Here is a 22,836-nt window from a genome sequence, read left to right as displayed (position 1 = left end):
ACCCAACAAAATTAGGAGAGAGCACATGACACAGTCGAACGCGCCCTCAACATCATCGTCGCGCGACAGCCGCGAGACAGCGGGCCAGGCCGCAAAGGATCTGGGGCAGGACATCAGATCCGGCGCCAGTGACGCCGTGAACCGCTTGAAAGCCCAGGCCAGCGAAGAGGCCAATCGCCGCGGCGAAGCCGCCAAATCAACGGCCGCCAACGAGATCTCGGATCTGGGCGATGCGCTGCGCAAGGCCGCGGATGAGCTTCAGGACGGCTCGCCGCAGGCGCGCGGTCTGGGCCAGATCGCCCAGTCGCTGGCCGATGTCTCGGACACCGTCCGCGGCAAGGATCTCGGGGAGATCGTCTCCGATGTAACCGGGTTCGCCCGCCGCAATCCGCTGGCGTTTATCGGCGGCGCGGCGCTTCTGGGATTTGCCGGCACACGGCTCGCCCGTGCCTCGAAAGAGGGCGGCGAGAGCTCCGTCGATCTGTCCCGCTACTGGGGCAGCGAAGAGGAAGACGCGGCGCTGGACGCCGAGATCTCCCGCCGCCCTGCTGCCCCGAGCGCGGCAACCCCGCCGCCGACAAACCCCCAACCGCCGGTGGCGACCACGCCCCAGCTCCAACCCACGGGAGAGGACAAATGAGCGCGCAAGACACCGACACAACCACGCCGAACAGCACCGGCTCGCTCTTCGGTGATGCCATCAAGCACATCTCGACGCTCGTGCGCGGCGAGGTCGACCTTGCCCGCGCCGAAGTGGATCAGAACCTGCGCCGCGCCGCGGGCGCTCTGGGGATGCTCGTCGGGGCGGTCGTGATCTCGCTCACCGCGCTCAACGTGCTCTCCGCCGCCGTGGTCTCCGGGCTCACCGAGGCCGGGATGGATGCGGGCTGGGCGGCCTTCCTCGTCGGGCTCGTGCTCGGCGCGATCGCGGCTGGCCTCATCTACAAGGGCTCGAACGATCTCAAGCTCTCCAGCCTCGCCCCGAGCCGCACCGCAGAGAACATCAAGCGCGACACCCGCGCCCTCACAGGAGGAACCGAACATGTCTGACACACGAACCCCCGATCAGATCGAACGCGAGATCGAGCGCGAGCGCGCCCGTCTCGGCCGCACCGTGGATGAACTGCAGGACCGTATCTCGCCCGAGCGCCTTCTGCGCGAACTGGGACGCGGGCTGAGCGATCATGGACAGGACATCGGCAGCGCGATCACCCAATCGGTGAAACGCAACCCCGTCGCCCTCGCCCTCACCGGCGTCGGGCTGGCCTGGCTCATGAGCGGCCGGTCCTGGGATGAGGACAAGCGCGCCGTCGCCTCCGCCAGCTTTGGCCGCGACAGCGACAGCGGGTCCGGCACCTCGGCGCCGGGCGCAAGCCGCGCGCCGGTCGATCCCCTGCCCTCCCGCCGCGCGCCGGTGGCCGCTGATCCGCTCGCCTATCGCGCGCCGGATGCCTCGGGCGCAACCCTCGCGGACCGCGCCGGCGATGGCGTGCTCTCCGATGGCCGGACCGAGCGTTTCCCCGATGACGACGATTGGCTCTATGCCGATGACGATCCTTTTGGGGACGACGCGGATGAAGACGCGGGTGCAGACGACGCCGGGTTTGGCGATCGGCTCGCCGCAGCCGGATCCTCGATCGGCGATGCCGCCCGGGATCACGCCCAGGCGATCGGTGACAAGGGCCGCGAGACCGCGGACGGGATCTCGGCCAAGGCGGGTGACGCACGCGATCGCGCCGGTGAGACGCTCAAGGACGCGGGCGAGCGCATCAAGGATGGCGCCGCAAACACCCGCGACCGGCTCCGCGCCGCGCAGGACAGCACCGCCGCCAAAGCGCGCCGCATTCGCCGGCGCCTCGCCCGCGGAACCGAAGAGCTGGCCGAAGACGCGCGCGAACGTGTGATCGCCGCCCGCTGGGCCGCGGTCAAGGCACGCCGCGAGACCATGCGCCGCGCCCGTATCGGGACCGACAAGGCGCAGCGGTTCTACGACGAGAATCCGCTGGTTGTGGGCGGCCTCGCCCTTGCCGCCGGCGCGATCCTTGCCGGCGCCCTGCCCCGCACGCGTCAGGAAGACGAGCTCCTGGGCGAGCAGTCCGACCGCTACGCCGAGCGCGCGCGCCGGACCTTCGAGAACGAACGGCAAAAGGCGATGAAGGTCGCAGATCGCGCGATGTCCACGGCTCGGGAGGTGCTCGAAGAAGAGCGCGCCGAGATCGATGGCAAGGCTCCGGGCCATAAATCCGCCGCCGAACACGCCGCCGCCACGGCCAAGGACAAGGCCAAGGACGGCGCGTCCCGCGTGGTCGAGGCCGCGCGCGACGAGGCCAAGAAGCAAAAACTCGGCGAGCCCTCGTGAGCGAAGCCCGCAAGAAAGGCCGCAAGGCCGCCCGCCCGCGCCAGATCCCCTGGCGCGGGTGGTTCGCCATTCTCAAACGGGTTCAGGCCGAGATGGTGAATGACCGGCTCACGCTGGTCGCCGCGGGGGTCGCCTTCTACGGGCTGCTCGCGCTCTTTCCCGGCATTACCGCGCTGATGGCCATCGCCGGGCTCCTCTTCGATCCCGCGCAGGTCACGGCCCAGATCGAAACCGTCTCCAGCATCGTCCCCGACGCCGCCGCCGAGATCATCATCGGCCAGGCAAGCTCGGTCGCGGGCAGCGATGAAGACGGGCTCGGCATCGCCGCCATCCTCGGCCTCGGCCTTGCGCTCTATTCCGCCTCCAACGGGGTCGGCAGCCTGATCCAGGGGATCAACCTTGCCTATGACGAACGCGACTCGCGCGGCTTTGTCGCCGGCTACGCGCTGCGCTTCGCGCTGACCCTGTTTCTCATTTTCGGCATGATCATCGGCCTCGCCGCGACCGTGATCCTCCCGCCCATCCTCCAGCTTCTCTCCCTCGGCCCGGCCGTCGAGATGGTGATCGGCCTGCTGCGGTGGGTCGCGCTGACACTGATCGCCATGCTGGGGCTCGGCGTGCTCTACCGCTTCGCCCCGTGCCGGGAGCCGGCCAACTGGCGCTGGCTCACACCGGGGGCGGTCATCGCGACGGTGCTCTGGCTCGCGGCCTCTGTCGGGTTCTCGATCTACGTGAGCAATTTCGCCAGCTATCAAGAGACGTTCGGCGCCATCGCCGGGGTGGTCATCTTGCTGGTCTGGCTGTGGATTTCCGCGCTGCTCATCCTGATCGGCGCCGAGATCAACGCCGAATCCGAGGCCGAAACCCGCGTCGATACGACGACCGGCACGCCAATGCCCATGGGCGCGCGCGGCGCGGTCAAGGCCGACACGTTGGCCGAATAGGCCGCGCGCGGGGGCAGGCCCGCCACGAGGTGATTGCCCCGCTGTCAGTTCCCGCCTAAACATCGGCCAACCGCGAACAAGTCAGCGAGCCGGCCCGATGCCCGACAGAGATCAGACCCCGGCCGTCCGCCTCACGGACGTACTTTTCCGGTGGCCGGGCCCGGCAGGCTTCACGCTCGACTGCCCCGCCTTCGAGGTGGCTCGCGGCGAGCGCGTTCTGCTGCTTGGGGAGAGCGGGTCGGGAAAATCGACGCTGCTGTCGCTGATCTGCGGGATAATCGTGGCCGATCGCGGGCGCGTCCTGGTGGGCGGCGAAGATCTGGGCAAGCGCGGCGCCGCAGCGCGGGACCGGCTCCGGGCCGAGCAGATCGGCGTGATCTTCCAGCAATTCAACTTGCTGCCCTATGCCAGTGTGGCCGACAACATCTGCCTGCCGCTGCGCTTCGCACCGGAGCGGCGCAAGCGCGCGGGCGATGCGGGCGCGCAGGTGACGGCGCTCTGCGCGGCGCTCGGCCTGCCGCCCGGGGTCGAGACCGCGCCCGCCGGCCGCTTCAGCGTCGGCCAGCAACAGCGCATCGCAGTGGCGCGCGCGCTCATCGGATCCCCGCCGCTCATCGTCGCCGACGAGCCGACCTCCTCGCTCGATGCCGCTGCCCAGGACGGGTTTCTCACTCTGCTCTTCGACCAACTCCGCGCCACGGGCTCCTCGCTCCTCATGGTCAGCCACGACGCCCGCCTCGCGGCTCAGTTCGACCGGACCGTCCAGCTCGCCGACATCGTCACCACCGGGAGGACCGCCGCATGATGCTCCGCCTCATCCTCGGCTCGCTCCGGGCCCGTGCCCTCACCGTGGGGCTCACGGTGCTCGCCATCGCCCTCTCCGTCGCCCTGTTCCTCGGGGTGGAAAAGATGCGCAACGGCGCGCGGGCGAGCTTTGCCGATACCATCTCGGGGACGGACCTCATCGTCGGCGCGCGCTCCGGCTCGGTCCAGCTCCTGCTCTACTCGGTCTTTCGCATCGGCAACGCGACCAACAACCTCACCTGGGAGAGCTATCAGGAGATCGCGGCGCGGCCCGACGTGGACTGGATCGTGCCGATTTCGCTTGGCGACAGCCACCGGCAGTTCCGCGTCATGGGCACCACCCCGGCGTTTTTCGAACGCTACAAATACCGCGGGGGCCGCGCGCTGGAGCTGGCCGAGGGCCATGGGCTGGAAGACCTTTACGACGCAGTGATCGGCGCGGATGTGGCCCGGACGCTGGGCTATGTGACCGGGGATCCCATCGTGGTCTCGCATGGCATCGCCTCCTTCACCGACCATGCGGATCAGCCCTTCCGCGTCGCGGGCGTGCTGGCCAAGACAGGCACCCCGGTGGACCGGACGGTGATCGTGGGGCTGGAGGCCATCGAGGCGATCCACGTGGATTGGCAAAGCGGCGGCCAGCGGCCCGGCGCGCCCACCCCGCAAGACGTCATCCGCCAGATGGACCTGGAGCCCAAGGCGATCACCGCCGCCCTCGTCGGCGTCGAGTCCCGTTTGCGGATCTTCGGGTTGCAACGCTGGATCAACACCTACCCCGACGAGCCGCTGCTCGCGATCCTTCCCGGCGTCGCGTTGCAGGAGCTCTGGCAGATCGTGGGCATCGCCGAGACCGCGCTCATCGGGGTGTCGGCGATGGTGGTGATCACGGCGCTGATCGGCATGATGGCGATGATTTTCTCCAGCCTCGGCGAGCGCCGGCGCGAGATGGCGATATGGCGCGCGATGGGCGCCTCGCCTTCGGTGATCCTCGGGCTGCTGGTGGTCGAAGCGGTGGTCATGGCCGCTCTCGGGGCGGCCATCGGCGGCGCGCTGCTTTACGGCGGGCTCGCGATTGCCCGGCCCTGGATCGACGCGAGCTACGGCATCTGGCTGCCGCTGGGCTGGCCCGATGCGCGCGAGCTGTGGATGCTCGGCGCTGTCATCGGTGCCGCGGCGCTCGCCAGCCTCCTGCCCGCGCTGCGCGCCTACCGGCTCTCGCTCGCGGACGGGATGACCGTGCGGATCTGATCCGCGCCGCCTAGCATTCGGGGATGTTCACCGCGATCCCGCCGGTGGAGGTTTCCTTGTACTTCGCGTTCATGTCGCGCCCGGTTTCCAACATCACGCGGACGCAATTGTCGAGCGGCATGACGTGGTTGCCATCGCCGCGCAGGGCGAGGCTCGCGGCCGCGACCGCCTTGATCGCGCCAAGCGCGTTGCGCTCGATACACGGCACCTGCACCAGCCCCGCCGCGGGATCGCAGGTCATCCCGAGGTGATGCTCCAGCGCGATCTCGGCCGCATTCTCGATCTGCGCACTACTCCCGCCAAGCGCGGCGCAGAGCCCCGCCGCCGCCATCGCCGCCGCCGAGCCGACCTCGCCCTGACAGCCGACCTCCGCGCCCGAGATCGAGGCGTTGTGCTTGATGATGCCGCCGATCGCCGCGGCCACCAGCAGCATCTCGCGCAGCCCCTGCGTGTTCGCCCCGACGCAATGGTCGCGGTAGTAGCGCATCACCGCCGGCACCACCCCCGCCGCCCCGTTCGTGGGCGAGGTGACGACGCGCCCGCCGGCGGCGTTTTCCTCGTTGACGGCCATGGCATAGACGCTGATCCAATCGTTCGCGGCGTGGGGCTGGGCGAGGTTGCGCCCCCGTTCGGCCTCCAGCGCGCGGTGGATCGCGGCGGCGCGGCGGCGCACGTTGAGCCCGCCGGGCAGGATGCCGTCCTGCCCCAGCCCCCGAGTGATGCAACCATCCATGACGCCCCAGAGCGCATCGAGCCGCGCATCGAGCCGCGCGGCCGATCCCTCGCCCGATCCGTCGGCCGAAAGCTTGACCTCGTTGGCCCGTTTCATCGCGGCGATGCTTTTGCCCGAGCTGTGGGACATGGCCAGCATTTCGGCGGCGTTGGTGAAGGGATAGGGGACGCCCGAGACCTCCGGCGCGCGAGCGCCCTCTTCCGACTGGGCGCGCAGCTCGGCCTCGGAGAGCACGAAGCCGCCACCGATCGAGTAGTAGCGCGCGCTGTGATAGGGGTTTCCGGCCGCATCGAAGGCGCGCAGCTCCATCCCGTTGGCATGGCCCTCCAGCGGCGGGCCGAAGTCGAACCGGATATCGCGCGCCGGGTCGAAGGCGAGCTCCGGCAGGCCCGGTGGCGCGACGTGTTTTCGCGCGGCAACCTCGGCCAGAAGGCCCTCCGCCGCATCGGGATCAAGCGTCTCTGGCACAAGGCCGCAGAGCCCGAGGACCACCGCGCGATCCGTCGCATGGCCCTTCCCGGTCAGCGCGAGCGAGCCGTAGAGCACCGCCTCGACCGAGGCCAGCGCCCCCGCCCCCGGGATCGGCTCCGCCCCGCCACGCAGGTCCTCCAGAAACCGCGCCGCGGCCACCATCGGGCCCATCGTGTGCGACGAAGACGGGCCGATGCCGATCTTGAAGATGTCAAAGACAGAGAGGAACATGCGGTCTGGCACCTTGCGGGCTGGAGGGTTTGGCACTAGCGGCGCGAGGCCACAACTCGGAGCCACACTGCGCCCGGCGCGGGCCAAAGGGCAAGCGCGGCTGCGAACAGATCGCGCCCATTCGAGACATGCAGCCGCCCGGCGGGCATAGCGCGCGCGGTTAGAGCAGCTTTTCCATGAAGATCGAGCTGGGGGTTTCCTCGTAATCCCCGAACGCGTCGCAGACGGAAAACCCGTGCCGGGCGTAGAGCCGATGCGCATCGTGCAGCAGATCGCCCGTCTCCAGCCGGATCACCGGGAGCCCCTCCTTGCGCGCCTCGGCTTCCAGATGGGTCAGCACCGCCGCGGCCACCCCCTTGCCCCGCGCCTCGGGCGCGGTGAACATGGATTTCAACTCGCCGTAGCCGTCGCAGATCTTCAGCGCACCGCAGCCCATGACCCGCCCCCCGACCCGCGCGGTCACGAACCGAATGTTGGGCGCGCCAAGCGCATCGACCGACAGGAAGTGGTTTTCCTCCGGCGAAAACAGCCGCATCATCAGCGCATGGCTCGCGCGCAGAAGCGCTGAGGCGTCCGGGTCTCGGGGGTCTGACTGGGCTACGACGGGTGACATCTGGATACCCTTGCTGTGTCGGCCACGACATTGGTGATAAAAATAACCTTTTGGTCAAGAAAAGATCGCCCTCAAGCCGCGGGTTTCCCGCCGCCGCCGCGATATCTTGTGGATAAGCCGGGCCAAACGGCCATATTCAGTGGTTTTGATTGACTCAACCCCTGCGGGCACGCCAGATTTCGTGGCAATCAGGAATCAGTGAGGCACATTTTGCGGTTTTCAAAGCTTCGTCTGACAGGGTTCAAGAGTTTCGTGGACCCCACCGATCTGCTCATCGCCTCCGGTCTCACCGGCGTGGTGGGGCCCAACGGCTGCGGCAAGTCCAACCTGCTCGAGGCGCTGCGGTGGGTTATGGGCGAGAACCGGCCCACGGCGATGCGCGGCGGGGGGATGGAGGACGTGATCTTCGCGGGCGCGGCCACCCGGCCCGCGCGCAATTTCGCCGAAGTCTCGCTCCATATCGACAACCACGAGCGGCTCGCGCCCGCCGGGTTCAACGACAGCGACAGCATCGAGATCATCCGCCGGATCACCCGCGACGTCGGCAGCGCCTACAAGGCCAACGGCAAGGATGTGCGGGCGCGCGATGTGCAGATGCTGTTTGCCGATGCCTCCACCGGCGCGCATTCGCCCGCGCTGGTGCGGCAGGGGCAGATTTCCGAACTGATCAACGCAAAGCCCAAGAACCGGCGGCGCATTCTCGAAGAGGCGGCGGGGATCAGCGGGCTTTACCAGCGGCGCCACGAGGCCGAGCTCAAGCTGCGTGCGGCGGAGACCAACCTCGGGCGGGTCGATGACGTGATCGAGCAACTCGCGGGGCAGCTCGGGCAGCTCGCCCGCCAGGCACGGCAGGCCGCGCGCTATCGCGAGATCGGGACGGAGCTGCGCAGGGCGGAGGGCCTGTTGCTCTATCGCCGCTGGCGCGAGGCTGATGAAGCGCGGCTGGAGGCACAGGCGACGCTGCAGGCCCGCACGAGCGACGCTGCCAAGGCCGAAGCCGCCGCCCGGCAAGCGGCCAAGACCCGCGCGGCATGCGAAGACGCGCTCCCGCCCCTGCGCGAGGAAGAGGCCGTCGCAGCGGCGGTGTTGCAGCGGCTCACGGTCCAGCGCGACAGCCTGACCGACGAAGAGGCCCGCGCCGCCGAGCGGATCGAGACGCTGGTTGGGCGGATCGAGCAGCTGACCCATGACATGGAGCGCGAGGCCGGCCTCAACCGCGATGCCGGCGAGACGATCGAGCGGCTCGAATGGGAGGCGCGCGAGCTGGCCAAGGCGGGCGAGGGTCATGACGAGGCTCTGGAGCAGGCAAGCGCGGCGGCGCGCGATGCGGCGCAGGTGCTGCAGGCGCGCGAGACCGACCTCAGCCAACTGACCGAAGACGTGGCCCGGCTCGCCGCGCGGCACCAATCGGCGCACCGGCTGCTTGATGACAGCCGCAAGACGTTCTCGCGCTCGGAAACGGCGGCGGACACGGCGCGCGCGGCGATGGAAAGCGCGCGCGACGCGGAACGGACGGCCGAGGCGCGGTTGGCCGAGGCCGCGCGCGAGGATGAGGCCGCCCGCGCCGCGGTGCAGGCCGCCGAGGAGGCGCTGAGCGCCGCCGATGACGCGCGTGGAAAGGCGCAGGCCAGGGAGGCCGAGGCCCGTGCATCGCGCTCGGAGGCCGATGGCGAGCTCAACGCGCTGCGCGCCGAGGTGGGCGCGCTCGGCAAGTTGCTGGCGCGCGACACGGCCGAGGGCGGCCAGATCATGGATCGGCTTCAGGTCGAGCAGGGCTTTGAAAAGGCGCTTGGCGCGGCGCTGGCCGATGACCTGCGCGCGCCGGAAATCGCGCCGGGGCGCGCGTCGGGCTGGGCCGTTCTGCCCGCCTATGACGCGGCGCAGCCCCTGCCCGCTGGCGTCACCGCGCTGTCGCGGCACGTGTCGGTGCCCGATGTGCTGGAACGGCGGCTGAGCCAGATCGGCCTCGTCTCCGCGGAGGAAGGCGCGCGGCTCCAACCCGAGTTGCGCCCCGGGCAGCGGTTGGTGAGCCCCGAGGGCGATCTGTGGCGGTGGGACGGGTATCGCGCCGCGGCGGAGGATGCGCCGAGCGCTGCAGCCTTGCGGCTTGAACAGCTCAACCGGCTGGAGGCGCTCAAGCAGGAGTCCGAGCGCGCCAACGCCCGCGCCGAGGCTAGCCGCGCCGCGCATGAGACCCTGACCCGCGAGCTTGCCGAGCGCACCGCCGAGGACCGCGCCGCCCGCGAGGCGCGCAAATCCGCCGACCGCGCCGCGACCGAGGCGAGCCGCGCGCTGAGCCGGGCCGAGGCGGATCGCAACCTCGCGCAGGGCAAGCTGGAAAGCCTCGCCCTCGCCGTGACGCGGCACGAGGATGAGGCGACCGAAGCGCGCAAACAGGTGCTGGAGGCCGAACGCGGCGTGGCCGAGCTGGGCGATCTGGACACCGCGCGCGCCGAGGCCGAGGACATCAAGGTCACGGTCGAGGCGGCGCGGATGACGATGATGGCCAAGCGCTCGGCCCATGACGAGCTGCGCCGCGCGGGCGAGGCGCGGCTGCGCCGGTCGCAGGAGGTCACCAAGGAGCTCAGCGGCTGGAAGCACCGGCTGGAGACGGCGGGCAAACGGATCACCGAGCTCTCGCAGCGCAAGGACAGCTCGGAGGCCGAGCTGAAAACGGCGCAGGACGTGCCAGCGGATCTGGCGGCAAAACGCGCGGCGCTTCAAGGCGAGATGGAAAAGGCCGAGGCGCGGCGGCGCGGCGCAGCCGATGCGCTGGCGGAGGCGGAAACCGCGCTCCGCACGGCGGTCGGCGATGAGCGGGATGCAGAGCGGGCGGCGTCGGATGCGCGCGAGGCTCGGGCCGCGGCGGATGCCCGCCACGAGGCCGCGCGCGAAACGGTCGCCGCGGCGGCCGAGCGCATCGAGGAGGACGCCGAGACCACACCGAAGGAGCTTCTGGAGAAGATCGACGCCGATCCCGAGGCGATGCCCGACAGCCACGCGCTGGAGGCGGACGTCAACCGGCTCAAACGTCAGCGCGACGCGCTTGGCGCGGTCAACCTGCGGGCCGAGGAAGACGCGATCGAGGTTCAGCAGGAACATGATGAGTTGGTGTCGGAAAAGACCGATCTCGAAGCGGCGATCCGCGCCCTGCGCGCCGGGATCGCCGGGCTCAACAAGGAAGGGCGCGAGCGGCTCCTGACCGCCTTCGAACAGGTCAACAGCAATTTCTCGATGCTCTTCACCCATCTTTTCGGCGGGGGCGAGGCGCGGCTTGAGTTGATCGAGAGCGACGATCCGCTCGAAGCGGGGCTCGAGATCATGTGTCAACCGCCGGGCAAAAAGCTCTCGACCCTGTCGCTCCTGTCGGGGGGCGAGCAGACGCTGACCGCCATGGCGCTCATCTTTGCGGTCTTCCTCGCCAACCCCGCGCCGATCTGCGTGCTGGATGAGGTGGACGCGCCGCTCGACGATGCCAACGTGACGCGGTTTTGCGATTTGCTCGACGAGATGTGCCGCCGCACCGACACGCGGTTCCTCATCATCACCCACCATGCCGTGACGATGAGTCGGATGGACCGGCTTTTCGGGGTGACGATGCAGGAACAGGGCGTGAGCCAGCTGGTGTCGGTCGATCTCAAGAAGGCCGAGCAGATGGTGGCCTGAGCGGCGCGATCACCGCTTGCAGCGTCAGTCATTTCCATTATACATGAACTATGGAAAAGACTGGTGCGATCTCCGCCCTCGCCGCGCTGGCCCATGAGCTGCGGATCGAGATTTTTCGCCGTCTGGTGAAGACCGGCCCCGAGGGGCTGGCCGCCGGCGCGCTCGCCGACGTGCTCGGCGTCCGGCCCAACACCCTGTCCAACAACCTCAATGTTCTCGCCGCTGCCGGGCTTGTCCGGGCCGCGCGCGAAGGCCGGTCGATCCGGTATTTCGCCGAGATCGACCAGATGCGCGCCCTGCTCGGCTTTCTCATGGAAGATTGCTGCGGCGGGGATCCCGCGCTTTGCCAGCCAATGCTCGCGGAGCTTTCCGCGCCCGGCGGCTGCTCCCCTACTCTGACGAAAGACCCGGACCCGACATGACCGATCAGACCGCCACCGACGCCGGAGGGCTCGGCGCATTCGAACGCTACCTGACCCTCTGGGTCGCGCTCGCCGCTGTGGTGGGCATCGCCGCCGGCGTCATTGCGCCCGGTCTCGTCTCCGCCATCGCCGCGGCGGAGGTTGCCTCGATCAACCTCGTGGTGGCGGTGCTGATCTGGGCGATGGTCTATCCGATGATGGTCGGTGTGGATTTCGGCGCGATCTCGGGTGTCGCGCGCCAGCCCAAGGGGCTCTTGATCACGCTGGCGGTCAACTGGCTGATAAAACCCTTCACCATGGCCCTGCTCGCCGTGCTCTTCTTCGACCACATCTTCGCCCCCTGGATCGCGCCCGAGGACGCCAGCCAGTATATCGCGGGGCTCATCCTGCTCGGCGCCGCGCCCTGCACCGCGATGGTCTTCGTCTGGTCCCACCTGACGCGCGGCGATGCGACCTATACGCTGGTTCAGGTGTCGGTGAATGATCTGATCATGGTCGTGGCCTTCGCGCCCATCGTCGCGCTCTTGCTCGGGGTGACGGACATCGCCGTGCCGTGGCAGACGCTGATCCTCGCCACGGTGCTTTACGTGCTGCTGCCCCTGCTCGCCGGGCTGGCGACGCGACGGCTTCTCGGCTCGGAACGCGCGATCGCGGGGTTCTCGGCGAGGGTCAAACCCTGGTCGGTCATCGGCCTCGTCGCCACGGTGGCGATCCTCTTCGGGCTTCAGGGCGATGTGCTCCTCGCCAAACCCTTCGTCATCGCGCTCATCGCGGTCCCGATCCTCGTCCAGAGCTACGCGATTTTCGCCCTCGCTTATGGCGCAAGCTACCTGCTCGGCGTGCCCCACCGCATCGCCGCGCCTTGCGCAATGATCGGGACGTCGAACTTCTTCGAACTGGCCGTCGCGGTGGCGATCAGCCTCTTCGGCCTGCACTCGGGCGCGGCGCTGGCGACGGTCGTGGGCGTGCTGGTCGAGGTGCCGGTGATGCTCTCGCTCGTGGCCTTCGCCAACCGGACACGCGCGCGTTTCCCCTGACCGGCCCATGCAAAAAACCCGCCGCGGGATGCGCGGCGGGTCGGGTCGTCACCAGGGAGATGGGCGTCAGTTCATCGTCGCTTCGCCAACCGCGTCGATTTCGAACTCGGGCGCGGCCATCAGCTCGTCTTTGGTGGATTGCACCACGACGAAATATTCGCCCGCATCATCCGCATCCGCCACCAGCGACAGCTTGTCGAGGTTGACGGCGACGGTGTGCTCGCCCAGGCCGAGGAACCCGCCGATGTCGAGGATGACGGACTGCATCTTGCCATCCGCGCCGAGCAGGATGTCGCTCACCTCGCCGATGTTGTTCCAGTCGGCATCGGCTTCAGCAGTGGCTTCGCCGGCGTAGTCGACCTCGGTCGTGTAGACCGATTTGCCGATCAGGGTCGAGGCCGAGAAGGCGCCCGAGGCCATGGTTTCGGAGCCGAGGAAGATGTCGTTGGAATAGTCCATCTCGGCGGAGGCGTTGGCGTCATGCGCATCGGCCATCTTGGTCTCGGCCTGCAGCTCGACGTCGATCTCGCCGTCGGTGTCGTCGATCATATCAGCGGTCTGGCTGGCGTCATTGGCCAGGCCGTCGACCGTGTTGGCCGCGTCATTGCCCAGCTCTTCAGCGGTCTCGACCGCATCTTCGCCGGCCTCTTCGATCGCGTTGGCCGCATCGGATGCCATCTGCGCGCCCTCGTCCGCCATCTCTTCGGCGGCGTTGGCCGTGCTGGCCACACCTTCTTCGATGCTTGTTTCGGCGCTTTCCGCCGCAATCTCGGCGTTGGTCTCGACGTTTGCTTCAGCGTCGGCGTTCAGCGTGGTGTCCGCGAGCAGGGGCGTGCCTGCGACGAGCACCATCGCGGTTGTTGCAAGAAAACCTTTCATGGTTAGAAACCTCCAGAATTTCGCGCGGCGCAAGTGCCGCCGTTCATGGCGAGATAACGGCGCAACTGGCAGAAGGTTCCCGGGCGGCGTCTCGCGATGAGCGGAACGCCGCCGCGCTGTGGACGGCGGCTCAGAGCCGGTTGAGGAGGTCCTGCGTCGGCCAGGCATCGGCGGGCAGGCCGAGCCGGTTTTGCTCCGCCTGAACCGCGGCGCGGGTCTTGGCGCCGAGGATCCCGTCGATCGCGCCCACGTCATGCCCCCGCGCGGTGAGTTTCTTTTGCAGCGCGACCATCCCTTGCGGCCCGAGCCCCGGCGCGGGGCCCGCAACGGTGTAGACCGGCGCGCCCTCCAGACGGGTTGCGAAATAGGCGGCAGTGGTCACGTAGACGAAGCTCTTGTTCCACTCGAAGAGGACGCTGAAATTGGGATAGGCGAGAAAGGCCGGCCCCCCGCGCCCCTGCGGGAGCAGGACCGAAGCGCGCAGGTTGGCCGGGCCGAGCGCCCCTTGGCGCGCGCGTACGCCAGCCTTGGCCCAGTCGGAGACGCGGCGCGTGTTGCCCAGCCCGGTCTGGGACCAATCGAAATCGGCCGGCAGCGCAACCTCCTGCAACCACGGCTCGCCCGCGCGCCAACCCAGATGGCGCAGCATTTTCGCCCCCGACAACAGCGCGTCGGCCGGAGAGGTCTTGAGCGAGACCCGCCCGTCGCCGTCACCATCGACCCCGTTCTCCAGAATATCGCCGGGAAGCATCTGGACCATGCCGATCTCGCCGGCCCAGGCCCCGGTTGTGCTGGCCGGATCGAGCCCGCCCCGGCGGTAAAGCTCCATCGCGGCGAAAACCTGCGGCCGGAAGAGATCGGGGCGGCGGCAATCATGAGCGAGCGTCAGCAGCGCGTTGCGGGTGTTGAAAGACCCCTGCACCTGTCCGAAGTCCGTCTCGAAGGCCCAAAAGGCCAGCAGAACGCCCCGGGAGACGCCGTATTCGCGCTCGACCCGGTCAAAGACCGCATCCCATTTCTGCGCATTCGCGCGCCCGTTCTGAAGCCGGTTCTGGCTGATAAGTCTTTGGGAAAAGTCGAGAAACGGGAGCTGAAAGACGCCTTGCGCCCGATCTGCCTTTAAAACAGCCGCATCCTGCCGCGCGCCATCGAGGAACCCGTTAACCACTTGGGCAGAAAGCCCCTTTCTCTGGGCCTCCGCAGCAACGCCTTGAAGGAACGACGAAAAACTACCTCCGCATTGCGCGACGGCGGCGTTGGACGCGACGAACAGAAGCCCTGACAGAGCAATTTTAGATAAAGTTTTCATCATATCCAGACACTTTTTTCATGACAGCTTGTGGTACTCTGTTATTAAATCGTTAATCAGTCGAAATGCGAGAGATTGCTGGGGAAGAGCGGTCTTTCGCTTATTAAGAAGAAACATGAGCGGCTTGCCGCTTTTTGAGCACCAGTTTTGTTGAAGCATTTTCAATAGCTGCAAATATAATTTCGATGCGCATATCTCTCACTCGCGCATCGCTTTGGCGCGGATCTCGCGCAAAATGGGTACTGTATGGACGTCCTTATCGTCGAAAGTGATGAAAACCTCGGCCGTTTGTGGCAACGGCATATCGAACGGCAGGGCAATTCGGTTGTCCGGATCGGCAACGGGGATGCCGCGGTAGAATACTTGTCGGACCACGAGGTTTCGGTGGTCATTCTCGACCTTGGCCTCGCCGACGGAAGCCCGCTGGTGGTGGCCGATTTCGTGACATTCCGCTGGCCGCAGACCAAGATCATCGTCGTGACAAGCACCAGTTTCTTCTCGGACGGATCGGTCTTTGGGTTGAGCCCGAGCGTCTGCGCCTACCTGCCCGCGCGCACACCGCCCGAAGACCTCACCGCGATGATCGAACACTACGGCAGATCCAAGAACGACTAGCGGCGCGGGACCAAATCGGGAACGGACGCCCGCCCCCTGCCCCTCAGCCTTTAGGCCGCGGAGTGAGGCCGGTGGTCAGGTCCTTTGCCGGTCCGGTGGGGATGATCCGGTGGGGGTTAATCGTGTCGTGGCTGTAGTGATAATGGCGCGTGATATGAGCCATGTTCACCGTCTCGCCCACGCCGGGCTGCTCGTAGAGCCCCTGCGCCCAGGCCCAGATCGCCGGATAATCGGCGATGCGTTTGCGATTGCATTTGAAATGCCCGTGGTACACCGGATCGAAGCGAACGATCGTGGTGAAAAGGCGCCAGTCCGCCTCGGTCAGACTCTCGCCGGCGAGATAGGGCGCTGCGCTCAGGAGCCCCTCGATCCACTCCAGGCTGTCGAAAAGCGGGCCGACCGCATCGTCATAGGCGGCTTGCGTGGTCGCGAACCCGGCCTTGTAGACGCCGTTGTTGACCGTGTCGTAGACCCGGCTGTTGATCTCGTCGATCCGCGCGCGCAGCGGCTCGGGACAGAAATCCGCGTCGTTCCCGGTGATCCCGTTGAAAGCGGAATTGAACATCCGGATGATCTCGGCGCTCTCGTTCGACACGATGGTCCCGCGCTCGGTGTCCCAGAGCACCGGCACGGTCACGCGGCCGGAAATCTTCGGATCCGCCTTGAGGTACAGATCCCGCAGGAAGGGCAGATCGTGGAGCCGGTCGCCCGTCGCGCCGTCGCTGTCGGTCTCGAAGGTCCAGCCGTCGTCCAGCATCTCGGGATGCACCGCCGAGACACCGATATGCGGCTCCAGATCCTTCAAAGTGCGGAAGATCAGCGCCCGATGCGCCCAGGGGCAGGCATAGGAGACGTAGAGGTGATAGCGGCCCGATTGCGCGGGAAAGCCGCCTTCACCGCTCGGCCCCGCGCTGCCATCGGCGGTGATCCAATTGCGGAACCCGGCGGTGCTGCGCACGAAGGCACCGCCGCTTTTCTTGGTGTCGTACCATTGGTCGACCCATTTGCCATCCACCAGAAGTCCCATGATCGTGTCCTTTGCTACCTGCCCGACATATGGCCCGATCCATGGCGGTGGCCAGACTGGCGCGCGCGCAGGGGCTCTGCGCCCCTGCACAGATCTCTTGGGGTTACTGAAGGTCGGCGAAGGCGTCCTGCAGGCGGCTGGCGGCCTCTTCGACCCGGCGGCGCGGGGTGGCGATATTGAACCGCAGGAAGCTCTCGCCGCCCTTGCCGAAGGTGGGGCCATGGTTGACGCAGATCCGCGCCTCCTGCTCCACGCGCCGGGTGAAGTCCTCCCGCGCCATGCCCGTCCCGGAAAAATCGACCCAGGAGAGATAGGTGGACTCAAGCGGCATGGAGGCAAGACCCGGGATCGCCGCGACGGCCTCATCCAGCACGCGCCGGTTGCCATCGAGATAAGGCAGCAGCGCTTCGAGCCATGCCTCCCCCTCCGGCGAATAGGCGGCCGTGGCCATGGCATAGCCGAAACTGTTGGAGGAGATCCCGAGCGCCCCGATCCGCCGGGCAAAGGTCTCGCGCAGGCCGGGATCGGCGATGATCACGTTGCCGATATGGGCGCCGGCGATGTTGAAGGTCTTGGTGGCGGCGGTCATCATCACGAGCCGGTCGGCGATGCCTTCATCGGCCAGCGCCATGGGAATGTGGCGGTGGCCCTCGAAGACAAGATCGGCGTGGATCTCGTCCGAGAGGAGAATGAGATCGTGGCGCCGGGCGAAATCGGCCACGCCGCGCAGCTCCTCACGGGTCCAGACGCGCCCGCCCGGATTGTGCGGCGAGCAGAGGATCAACATCTTCTCACGGCCCGTCATCTGGGCATCCCAGGCATCGAAATCCATCTCGTAGCGCCCGGCCTCGTTGCGCAGCTCGCACTCCACCAGCTCGCGGCCCGCCGCCCGGAGCACCCGCGCAAACGCATGATAGACCGGCGTGAGCAGGACGACCCCGTCGCCGGGCTCGGTCCAGGCATCGATGCACAGCGCCGTGCCGTTGACGAGGCCGTTGGTCGTGAAGATCCACTCGGGGGAAATCTCCCAGCCATGGCGGTGCAGCATCCACCAGCCGATCGCGGATTTATAGGCCCGCTCGTCGCCGAAATAGCCATAGACGCCGGTCGAGAGCATCTCTTCGAGCGCCGTCTGGACCGAGGCAGGCGGGCGGAAATCCATATCGGCCACCCACATGGCAAGCCCGTCTTTCGCCGGCACCCCAAACAGCGGCTCCATCATATCCCACTTCACCGAATGGGTGCCGAACCGGTTGATATCTTCGTCGAAGGTCATCGCGATCTCGCTTCCGCCTGTATTGCCATTCCATTCCCGCGCGGACGCTAACGCGCTCAGCCCCAGACGCAAGAGGCGTTGCGATGTGGCGGCACATCGCCTAGATCAACGCCATGATACGGCCTATTCTGATCCACCCCGACCCCCGCCTCAAGAAGGTCGCCGTCCCCGTGGCGGAGATCACCGACGCGTTGCGCATCCTCGCGGACGATATGCTCGCCACGATGTATGACGCGCCCGGCATCGGGCTTGCGGCGCCGCAGATTGGTATCCTGGAGCGCATGATCGTGCTCGATTGCGAGAAGGACGAGGGGGCCGAGCCCAAGCCGCTCGTCATGATCAACCCCGAGATCACCGGCCGCTCCGAGGCGCTGAGCGTTCATGAGGAAGGGTGCCTGTCGATCCCCGATCAATTCGCCGAGGTGACGCGGCCGGCGGAGGTCGAGGTCCGCTGGACCGACACTGCCGGCGCCGAGCAGCGCGCCGGTTTCGACGGGCTTTGGGCGACCTGCGTCCAGCATGAGATCGACCACCTCGATGGCAAGCTGTTCATCGACTACCTCGGCCCGATGAAGCGCCAGATGATCACCCGCAAGATGATGAAACTCAAGCGCGAGCAGGCCCGCGCGTGAGCGCCCGGCGCTGTCTTCTATGGCCCGATGCGCGGCTCCGGCGCATCGCCGAGCCGGTGGACGGGATCGATGGCGAGATCCGCGCGCTCTGGGATGACATGATCGACACGATGGAGGCGATGCCCGGCGTCGGCCTCGCCGCGCCGCAGATCGGCGTGTCGCGCCGGCTGGCCGTGGTCGATGCGAGCGAGGCGCGTGGTCAGGCGATCTGTCTGGCCAACCCCGAGATCCTGCATGCCTCCACCCAGCTGCGCGAGCATGAGGAAGCGAGCCCCAACCTCCCCGGCGTCTCCGCGATCATCTCACGGCCCCGCGCGGTCACGGTGCGGTTTCTCAATGCGGAGGGCGAGATCGAGGAGCGCGATTTCGTCGGGCTCTGGGCCACTTCAGTCCAGCATCAGATCGACCATCTCGATGGCAAGCTCTTTGTCGATCACCTGAGCCGGACCAAACGCGCCATGCTGATCCGCAAATCGGAGAAGATGCGATGAAACTCGCCTTCATGGGCACGCCGGATTTTTCCGTCTCGACCCTCGATGCGCTGCACGCGGCGGGGCACGAGATCCTCTGCGTCTACACCCAGCCGCCCCGCCCCGCCGGGCGCGGCAAGAAGGACCGGCCCAGCCCGGTGCAGGCCCGCGCCGAGGCGCTCGGGCTTGAGGTCCGCCACCCGGTCTCCCTGCGCTCGGAAGCGGAGCAGGCGCGCTTCGCCGCCCTCGGGGCCGAGATCGCCGTCGTCGTGGCCTACGGGCTGATCCTGCCGCAGGCGATCCTCGATGCGCCCGCGCGCGGCTGCCTCAACATTCACGCCTCGCTCCTGCCCCGCTGGCGGGGGGCGGCCCCGATCCAGCGCGCCATCATGGCGGGCGATGCCGAGACGGGCGTCTGCATCATGCAGATGGAGGCCGAGCTCGACACCGGGCCCGTGCTGCTGCGCCGCGCAACGCCCATCGGGCCGGAGGAGACGGCGGGCGAGCTGCACGACCGCCTCGCCAGGCTCGGCGCCGAGGCGATTGTCCGCGCTCTTGAGACCCTGAACACCCTGACCGCCGAGCCCCAGCCCGAAGAGGGCGTCACTTATGCGGCCAAGATCGAAAAGCCGGAGGCGCGCGTGGACTGGACGCGGCCGGCCCCGGAGGTCAGCGCGATGATCCGGGGGCTTTCGCCCTTCCCTGGCGCCTGGTGCGAGCACGCGGGCCAACGGCTCAAACTGCTCCGCGCGCGCGTGGCCGAGGCCGAAGGCCCCGCGGGGGTCGCGCTCAACGACGCGCTCACCATCGGCTGCGGCTCGGAAAGCGCGCCCGGTTCGGTGCAGATCACCGAAGTGCAGCGGGCGGGCAAGGCCCCGCAATCCGCCGAAACCTTCCTGCGCGGTCATCCCGTCCGCGCGGGCCACAGGCTGTAGAGGAGCCGCGCCATGTTCCTGACCCTTTTCGGCACGGTCGTGATCGCCGGCATCGTCGGCTACTGCTCCGAGAAATCGGATTTCACGCGCAACGGCTATCTGCCCTCGATCATTATCTGCGTCGGCGGCGCCTTTCTGTTCTATTTCGTGCGGATCATGTTCGGCGTGAAATTCGGCGCGCCGGGGGTCGATGCCATTATCTCGTCGATCGGCGCGCTTCTGATCGTGCCGACGCACTGGCGGCGCTAGGCCTTCGGAAGAAATGACGCGCCACCCCATGCAGGGTGACGCGCTCCACGGCTCAAAATTTTTACGTCATGAAACCTGGAAACCCGGTGTCACGTTCTGTGCATCATTTACTCTGCCTGGCGCGCGAAGTCCGACCGTCACGCCGCCACCCGCGCCGCATTTCGGGCGGATGGTCGGGATCGCAACCCAAGTGCCCGAAAATCAGGCTCTGGATCGACCGAAGCCGTAGGGGACAGACAGTTGCGATTGTGGGGATAGTGATACCACAAAGCGGGCACCTGCGAAGCGTCCAACCTCTGAAGCTGCGCGCTTTGCAATCTTGGGTTGAGAAATCGCCGAGCCGCGCGGGGCCGGCTCAACCCAAGTGATATGTCCGCGCGCAGAGCCGCTCAGATCTTGGTCAAAGCGGGCGAATCACGCCGACAAGGGCCTCAAATCCTGATCACTTTGGTTTGAATGGCGCCATGCCGGCGCGGGCCAGCGCATCGGCGCGCTCGTTCTCGGGGTGCCCCGCGTGGCCCTTCACCCATTTCCAGGTGACATCATGGCGGGCCTGCGCGCTGTCGAGGCGGCGCCAAAGATCTTCGTTGCGCACCGGCTTTTTCGCCGAGGTCTTCCAGCCGTTGCGCTTCCAGCCAAAGAGCCACTGGGTGATCCCGCCCTTCACATAGGCGCTGTCGGTGATGACGGTCAGCCGGCTCGGTCGCTCCAGCGCTTCGAGCGCGTGGATCGCCGCGAGCAGCTCCATGCGGTTGTTGGTCGTGTCGGCCTCGCCGCCCTTGAGCTCGCGCTCCTTGATCACTGTGTCGCCCTCACACGCAACGAGCAAGGCGCCCCAGCCCCCCGGCCCGGGATTCCCCGAACAGGCCCCATCGGTGTAGGCAAAGAGCTCAGCCATTGCGCGCGCCCTCGAAACCGGAGCCTGCACCGCCGCAAAACGCTCTGTCTGTCATGGTGGTCTGCCCCGTCAAAGCGCCTGTGATCCGGCCCTGTGAGCCGCGCTGCGGTCTGGCACCGAACCCGGGCGATATGCAACAGGAATTTGCACCCGGCGAGCGCCGGGTCGCTCTCACGAGGTGCGGAACGCAGACCCCCCGCCTGCATTCCGCCCTCTGGTATCGTGGCGCGGCGAAAACCGCCGCAGCCGTTTTTCTAAGGGGCCGCGCGGTCAGTCCGCGGCGTAGGCCGCATCGCGCGAGCGCTCCTGGGATTGCTCGCGTGGAGGCCGCCCGATCACCTCCTTGAGATCCTCCAACTCGATGAAGTTGTCGGCCTGACGGCGCAGATCATCGGAGATCATCGGCGGTTGGCTCCGGATCGTCGAGACCACCGAAACGCGCACCCCCTGGCGTTGCAAGCTCTCGACAAGCGGGCGAAAATCGCCATCGCCGGAAAACAGCACGATATGATCGACACGCGGCGCAAGCTCCATGGCATCTACCGCAAGCTCGATATCCATGTTGCCCTTCACCTTCCGGCGACCCTGGCTGTCGGTATATTCCTTGGCCGGTTTGGTCACCATGGTGAACCCGTTGTAGTGCAACCAGTCGACCAGAGGCCGGATCGGAGAATACTCGTCATTTTCGAGCAGCGCAGTATAGTAGAACGCCCTCAGCAACTTGCCGCGACGCATGAACTCCTGGCGCAAAAGCTTGTAGTCGATGTCAAATCCGAGCGATTTCGCAGCGGCATAGAGATTGGACCCATCGATGAACAGCGCGAGCCGTTCGTCCTTGTAGAACATCAAATTTCCTTCCGAATAATGTCCCGCACCTTGTCCGTGAGTGAAAAAAATGGCGGAACCGTCTGATAAGTTAAGTTAAACAACACTGGGTGCAAGAGGAGAAATGCGCGATATGGCAGAGCAAAAGGATAGTCTTGCACACCGCAATCACCCAGCTTCCCCAAAGCAAAGTTTGATCGCTATTGGCTCCAACCTTACGTCGACGCTTGGAAATCCGCAACAAAATATGAGATTTGCACTGCGCGAAATGGCCAATCTTGACGCACGTGTTACTGCTGTCAGCAGATTTTTTGCCACGCCTGCTTTCCCCGAGGGCACCGGGCCCGATTACGTCAATGCCGCGATTGTTATCGAGAGCGCTCAATCGCCGGATGAGTTGCTGCGCGACCTGCACCGGATCGAATCGCGCTTCGAGCGCCGCCGGGAGACCCGCTGGGGCGCCCGCACCCTCGATCTGGACCTTATCGCACAGGGGCAAATCGTCGCCCCCGATGCCGCCACGCAAACGCTCTGGCGCGACCTCGACCCCGAGGCGCAGCAGCGCGCCACGCCCGAAACCCTCATCCTGCCGCACCCGCGGCTACAGGATCGCGCCTTCGTGCTCGGCCCGCTTCATGACATCGCCCCCCACTGGCGCCACCCGCTCACCGGGCTCAGCATCGCCGAGATGTTTGCCGCCCTTCCGCAGGCACTGCGCGAAACCTTGCGACCCCTGGCCGAAACCTGAGCAAAACCGCTTGTCAAGCCCGCGCGCAAGGCTTATGAACGCCTCTTCTAGCCCACCCATCACCGGAGTGCTTCATGGCCCGCGTTACTGTCGAAGATTGCGTCGATAAGGTTCCCAACCGCTTCGAGCTTGTCATGCTCGCGTCTCATCGCGCGCGTGAAATCGCGTCCGGCGGTCAAATCACGGTGGACCGCGACAACGACAAGAACCCGGTTGTGGCCCTGCGCGAGATCGCCGAGGAGACCCAGTCGGCCACCGATTTGCGCGAGCGTCTGATCGAGTCGAACCAGACCCAGATCGAGGTGGACGAGCCCGAAGAGGACAGCATGGCCCTGCTCATGGGCGCCGAGGCGGACAAGCCCGCCGAGGATGACATGTCCGAAGAAAAGCTCCTGCGCGCTTTGATGGAAGCCCAGGGGCAGCGGTAAGCCCCGGCACAGGCGGC

The 22,836-nt window shown here is 67.0% G+C and carries 24 protein-coding genes; 16 read left to right on the top strand and 8 right to left on the bottom strand.

The features are described 5' to 3' along the window. The first annotated feature begins 25 nt into the window (after positions 1-25). The 6 genes from BM353_RS10720 to BM353_RS10695 all read left to right on the top strand — a co-directional run bounded on the left by BM353_RS10720 (position 26) and on the right by BM353_RS10695 (position 5,355). Entirely contained in the window at positions 26-640 is a 615-nt protein-coding gene (locus tag BM353_RS10720) for a hypothetical protein (RefSeq protein ID WP_092080570.1), read from the top strand. Continuing rightward, positions 637-1,050, top strand: a complete 414-nt coding sequence (locus BM353_RS10715) for a phage holin family protein (RefSeq protein ID WP_092080567.1) — start codon at positions 637-639, stop codon at positions 1,048-1,050. The genes BM353_RS10720 and BM353_RS10715 overlap by 4 nt, the downstream gene beginning before the upstream one ends. Continuing rightward, positions 1,043-2,359 carry a DUF3618 domain-containing protein gene (locus BM353_RS10710; RefSeq protein WP_092080564.1) on the top strand — a complete coding sequence of 439 codons (1,317 nt, stop codon included), beginning with the start codon at positions 1,043-1,045 and terminating at the stop codon, positions 2,357-2,359. The genes BM353_RS10715 and BM353_RS10710 overlap by 8 nt, the downstream gene beginning before the upstream one ends. Then, complete coding sequence (locus BM353_RS10705; RefSeq protein WP_245759625.1) at positions 2,356-3,303, top strand: YihY/virulence factor BrkB family protein; 948 nt, start codon at positions 2,356-2,358, stop codon at positions 3,301-3,303. The genes BM353_RS10710 and BM353_RS10705 overlap by 4 nt, the downstream gene beginning before the upstream one ends. A gap of 97 nt (positions 3,304-3,400) precedes the next feature. Further along, positions 3,401-4,108 (top strand): ABC transporter ATP-binding protein, encoded by a 708-nt coding sequence (locus BM353_RS10700; RefSeq protein WP_092080562.1) that lies wholly within the window; start codon positions 3,401-3,403, stop codon positions 4,106-4,108. Next, positions 4,105-5,355 (top strand): ABC transporter permease, encoded by a 1,251-nt coding sequence (locus tag BM353_RS10695; RefSeq protein WP_092080559.1) that lies wholly within the window; start codon positions 4,105-4,107, stop codon positions 5,353-5,355. Before BM353_RS10700 ends, BM353_RS10695 begins: the two co-directional genes overlap by 4 nt. 10 nt (positions 5,356-5,365) lie before the next feature. On the opposite strand, the gene BM353_RS10690 is transcribed toward BM353_RS10695, so the two are convergent. Further along, on the bottom strand, positions 5,366-6,790 hold the full coding sequence (locus BM353_RS10690; RefSeq protein WP_092080556.1) for an L-serine ammonia-lyase: 1,425 nt from the start codon (positions 6,788-6,790) through the stop codon (positions 5,366-5,368). 160 nt (positions 6,791-6,950) lie between these two features. Beyond that, positions 6,951-7,403, bottom strand: coding sequence for a GNAT family N-acetyltransferase (locus BM353_RS10685; RefSeq protein WP_092080553.1), 453 nt, complete (start codon positions 7,401-7,403; stop codon positions 6,951-6,953). A gap of 210 nt (positions 7,404-7,613) precedes the next feature. Here BM353_RS10685 and smc point away from each other — a divergent pair, with 210 nt between their 5' ends. Genes smc through arsB form a run of 3 tightly spaced genes read left to right on the top strand, consistent with a single transcriptional unit; the run spans position 7,614 to position 12,528 of the window. Further along, positions 7,614-11,069 carry a chromosome segregation protein SMC gene (gene smc, locus BM353_RS10680; protein ID WP_092080549.1) on the top strand — a complete coding sequence of 1,152 codons (3,456 nt, stop codon included), beginning with the start codon at positions 7,614-7,616 and terminating at the stop codon, positions 11,067-11,069. A 50-nt stretch (positions 11,070-11,119) separates the two neighbouring features. Continuing rightward, positions 11,120-11,491, top strand: a complete 372-nt coding sequence (locus BM353_RS10675; protein WP_092080544.1) for an ArsR/SmtB family transcription factor — start codon at positions 11,120-11,122, stop codon at positions 11,489-11,491. Then, complete coding sequence (gene arsB, locus BM353_RS10670; protein WP_092080541.1) at positions 11,488-12,528, top strand: ACR3 family arsenite efflux transporter; 1,041 nt, start codon at positions 11,488-11,490, stop codon at positions 12,526-12,528. Before BM353_RS10675 ends, arsB begins: the two co-directional genes overlap by 4 nt. A 66-nt stretch (positions 12,529-12,594) precedes the next feature. Here arsB and BM353_RS10665 read toward each other — a convergent pair whose 3' ends face one another. Then, positions 12,595-13,407: a PRC-barrel domain-containing protein gene (locus BM353_RS10665; protein ID WP_177220529.1), complete on the bottom strand. Its 813-nt coding sequence runs from the start codon at positions 13,405-13,407 to the stop codon at positions 12,595-12,597. Between the two features lie 130 nt (positions 13,408-13,537). Continuing rightward, the gene (locus tag BM353_RS10660; protein ID WP_092080660.1) at positions 13,538-14,716 is read right to left on the bottom strand and encodes a lytic murein transglycosylase; all 1,179 of its coding nucleotides are present in this window, start codon (positions 14,714-14,716) and stop codon (positions 13,538-13,540) included. Positions 14,717-14,962: 246 nt separating this feature from the next. On the opposite strand from BM353_RS10660, the gene BM353_RS10655 reads away from it, so the two are divergent. Continuing rightward, entirely contained in the window at positions 14,963-15,331 is a 369-nt protein-coding gene (locus tag BM353_RS10655; protein ID WP_092080535.1) for a response regulator, read from the top strand. A gap of 43 nt (positions 15,332-15,374) precedes the next feature. Here the strand turns inward: BM353_RS10655 and BM353_RS10650 are convergent, their stop codons facing one another. Further along, positions 15,375-16,358, bottom strand: a complete 984-nt coding sequence (locus BM353_RS10650) for a glutathione S-transferase family protein (RefSeq protein WP_092080533.1) — start codon at positions 16,356-16,358, stop codon at positions 15,375-15,377. Positions 16,359-16,461: 103 nt separating this feature from the next. After that, positions 16,462-17,634, bottom strand: a complete 1,173-nt coding sequence (locus BM353_RS10645) for a MalY/PatB family protein (RefSeq protein ID WP_092080530.1) — start codon at positions 17,632-17,634, stop codon at positions 16,462-16,464. Between the two features lie 113 nt (positions 17,635-17,747). Here BM353_RS10645 and def (BM353_RS10640) point away from each other — a divergent pair, with 113 nt between their 5' ends. From def (BM353_RS10640) to BM353_RS10625, 4 genes are read left to right on the top strand one after another with little or no spacing between them, the layout of a single operon-like run. Next, complete coding sequence (gene def / locus BM353_RS10640; RefSeq protein WP_092080527.1) at positions 17,748-18,266, top strand: peptide deformylase; 519 nt, start codon at positions 17,748-17,750, stop codon at positions 18,264-18,266. Continuing rightward, positions 18,263-18,757, top strand: a complete 495-nt coding sequence (def, locus tag BM353_RS10635; RefSeq protein WP_092080524.1) for a peptide deformylase — start codon at positions 18,263-18,265, stop codon at positions 18,755-18,757. Before def (BM353_RS10640) ends, def (BM353_RS10635) begins: the two co-directional genes overlap by 4 nt. Next, positions 18,754-19,671 carry a methionyl-tRNA formyltransferase gene (gene fmt, locus BM353_RS10630; RefSeq protein ID WP_092080521.1) on the top strand — a complete coding sequence of 306 codons (918 nt, stop codon included), beginning with the start codon at positions 18,754-18,756 and terminating at the stop codon, positions 19,669-19,671. The genes def (BM353_RS10635) and fmt overlap by 4 nt, the downstream gene beginning before the upstream one ends. A gap of 12 nt (positions 19,672-19,683) precedes the next feature. Then, positions 19,684-19,920, top strand: a complete 237-nt coding sequence (locus BM353_RS10625) for a hypothetical protein (RefSeq protein ID WP_092080518.1) — start codon at positions 19,684-19,686, stop codon at positions 19,918-19,920. A gap of 442 nt (positions 19,921-20,362) precedes the next feature. On the opposite strand, the gene rnhA is transcribed toward BM353_RS10625, so the two are convergent. Then, positions 20,363-20,818: a ribonuclease HI gene (gene rnhA, locus BM353_RS10620; RefSeq protein ID WP_092080515.1), complete on the bottom strand. Its 456-nt coding sequence runs from the start codon at positions 20,816-20,818 to the stop codon at positions 20,363-20,365. A 270-nt stretch (positions 20,819-21,088) separates the two neighbouring features. Continuing rightward, positions 21,089-21,664 (bottom strand): LabA-like NYN domain-containing protein, encoded by a 576-nt coding sequence (locus BM353_RS10615; RefSeq protein ID WP_092080512.1) that lies wholly within the window; start codon positions 21,662-21,664, stop codon positions 21,089-21,091. 103 nt (positions 21,665-21,767) lie between these two features. Between BM353_RS10615 and folK the strand changes: the two genes are divergently transcribed. Both folK and rpoZ read left to right on the top strand, forming a co-directional pair. Further along, positions 21,768-22,391 carry a 2-amino-4-hydroxy-6-hydroxymethyldihydropteridine diphosphokinase gene (gene folK, locus BM353_RS10610; protein WP_245759624.1) on the top strand — a complete coding sequence of 208 codons (624 nt, stop codon included), beginning with the start codon at positions 21,768-21,770 and terminating at the stop codon, positions 22,389-22,391. Between the two features lie 74 nt (positions 22,392-22,465). Continuing rightward, positions 22,466-22,819, top strand: a complete 354-nt coding sequence (gene rpoZ, locus BM353_RS10605) for a DNA-directed RNA polymerase subunit omega (RefSeq protein ID WP_092080506.1) — start codon at positions 22,466-22,468, stop codon at positions 22,817-22,819. The last annotated feature ends 17 nt before the right edge of the window (positions 22,820-22,836 follow it).

This window comes from Poseidonocella sedimentorum (assembly GCF_900116005.1).
Taxonomy (GTDB): domain Bacteria; phylum Pseudomonadota; class Alphaproteobacteria; order Rhodobacterales; family Rhodobacteraceae; genus Poseidonocella; species Poseidonocella sedimentorum.
The sequence above is the reverse complement of the archived record's forward strand: the minus strand, read 5'-3'. Positions and strand labels throughout refer to the sequence as shown.